The organism is Candidatus Thiosymbion oneisti (assembly GCF_900092655.1).
Lineage (GTDB): Bacteria > Pseudomonadota > Gammaproteobacteria > Chromatiales > Chromatiaceae > Thiosymbion > Thiosymbion oneisti.
Window position 1 is genome coordinate 1 of record NZ_FLUY01000665.1, and the last position, 1294, is coordinate 1294.

1 protein-coding gene and 1 pseudogene are annotated in these 1294 nt (G+C 53.2%); both read left to right on the forward strand.

Annotated features, from left to right (window positions below; genetic code table 11):
* Nucleotides 1–180: 180 nt before the first annotated feature.
* Nucleotides 181–840: a hypothetical protein gene (locus tag BQ17_RS07250; protein ID WP_089725678.1), complete on the forward strand. Its 660-nt coding sequence runs from the start codon at nt 181–183 to the stop codon at nt 838–840.
* 46 nt (nt 841–886) lie between these two features.
* Nucleotides 887–1101: pseudogene (locus BQ17_RS20435) on the forward strand (IS481 family transposase); the annotation flags it as partial.
* Between the last annotated feature and the right edge of the window lie 193 nt (nt 1102–1294).

A 1294-nucleotide genomic window follows, 5' to 3' on the forward strand; every position in this document is an offset into this window, starting at 1 on the left:
AACAACAGGATAATGGAAAAATTCATTCATTTTTGGACTCACCCAGCAGGTGAAATAGCCAATCTTTGAAAATCCAATTAAAATCATAGAGTTAACCGAAATCCTGGATTTTATCTCACGGATTCACGTAGGAACAGCGAACTACCTCCTCTATAATGCGCTGGAAAATGGTGTTAGAAGATGCTTGAACGAGATCTTGGTACTTGTTTATTCGGAGAATTCAGCACGGTGAAACGAATCGACCACAGGCTACTGATTGTTGCCGTTATGACCATCGCCCTATCCGGGTGTCAGACAACCGACGACACGCAGGATAACACTGTAGGGGTGGGCATTGCCGGCATGGTTGTCGGTAGCATCACGGGGGCATTAACCAACGCTACGGTGGGTACGGCGGTCAGCGTTGCCACTGGGTTGGCCGCTTTTACTATTAACAACTACCAATCGAAACTGGTCAGTTCGACCGCGGAGGAAAGGCGTGCTTATGGGGCGACCGGACCGGTTACTCAACCCCAGGTCAAGATTCAAAAAAGTAGAAACACACCTACCGTGGTGGAAGCCGGGGGGAAGGTAGCGGTTCGGACGGTATATTGGTTGAACCTGCCACCCCGCCAATCCACCGCACCGGTGGTGGAAAGTTGGACAATAAAGGACAAGGATGATATTGCTCTCGTGACACTGGGTCCCACCAGCGGGGGGCGCGAGAAGGGGAAGCGGGAGACAACCCTGGATTTCACGGTTCCGGAGGAGATCAAACCAGGTACCTATATGATCGAGCATAAGGTCCAGACCGGCTCCCGTTCAGATATGGGCATATCCAAATTTTACGTGATCGAGTAATAAGGCCCGGACCAGCTCCCGTTCTGATGCGACCACGCCTCCAAAGATTCGCCGTTACATTCAAGCGTCCAGCCAGGCAGCTCGCCAATGAGCTAGGCGTCAGCGAGGACACCATCCGCTGCTGGCAGGGCCGTGACGGCGTTGCCGATGGCTCCCACACGCCGCACTGCTTGCAGACCACCCTCACCCCGGCTCAGGAAGTGGTGGTCGCGGAGCTGCACCAGCGTTGCTGCTGCCCTCGATGACCTGCTAGTAGTCACCGACCTACTAGTACCTAGTTTCGACCGATGTTGCTGGTTGCCACCCGATCCCCTGTTTTCGACATAGATTGCAAGTTCATAGCCGTGATATAAGCGTGCTGGTAGACCCTGGTAGCGTCGCTTAGGAGGTACCCGATGAACAAAAAATATATTGTGCGTCTGACGGAAGAAGAACGGGCGCAGCTCAGCGAGTT

Excerpts from the sequence above, each read along its gene's own strand:
- BQ17_RS07250 (WP_089725678.1), top strand. The coding sequence starts at position 181 with ATGCTTGAACGAGATCTTGGTACTTGTTTATTCGGAGAATTCAGCACG.